The organism is Acinetobacter sp. USHLN143, from assembly GCF_037145695.1.
GTDB lineage: Bacteria > Pseudomonadota > Gammaproteobacteria > Pseudomonadales > Moraxellaceae > Acinetobacter > Acinetobacter fasciculus.
Genome location: NZ_JBBCWZ010000249.1, coordinates 1 through 333 on the forward strand (window position 1 = coordinate 1; position 333 = coordinate 333).

Here is a 333-nt window from a genome sequence, read left to right on the forward strand (position 1 = left end):
GTAGGAATGTATGGTGGAGACTAGGAGAGTCGAACTCCTGACCTCCTGCGTGCAAAGCAGGCGCTCTACCAACTAAGCTAAGTCCCCAGCTTATCAATAAGTCAATGTATCTTTTCTTCTGTAGTCAGATAGTGGTGGGTCTGACAAGACTTGAACTTGTGACCCCACGCTTATCAAGCGTGTGCTCTAACCAACTGAGCTACAGACCCTCAGATACATCGCATGAAGAACAACTTGTTGTGGATTCTTACCAATCGTCAATCTTTCGTTAAGGAGGTGATCCAGCCGCAGGTTCCCCTACGGCTACCTTGTTACGACTTCACCCCAGTCATC

The 333-nt window shown here is 48.0% G+C and carries 2 tRNA genes and 1 rRNA gene; all 3 read right to left on the reverse strand.

Annotated features, from left to right (window positions below):
* Positions 1 to 11: 11 nt before the first annotated feature.
* Positions 12 to 87, reverse strand: a tRNA-Ala gene (locus WFH18_RS17940).
* A 45-nt stretch (positions 88 to 132) separates the two neighbouring features.
* Positions 133 to 209: transfer RNA gene (locus tag WFH18_RS17945), tRNA-Ile, on the reverse strand.
* 60 nt (positions 210 to 269) lie between these two features.
* Positions 270 to 333, reverse strand: a 16S ribosomal RNA gene (locus tag WFH18_RS17950); the annotation flags it as partial.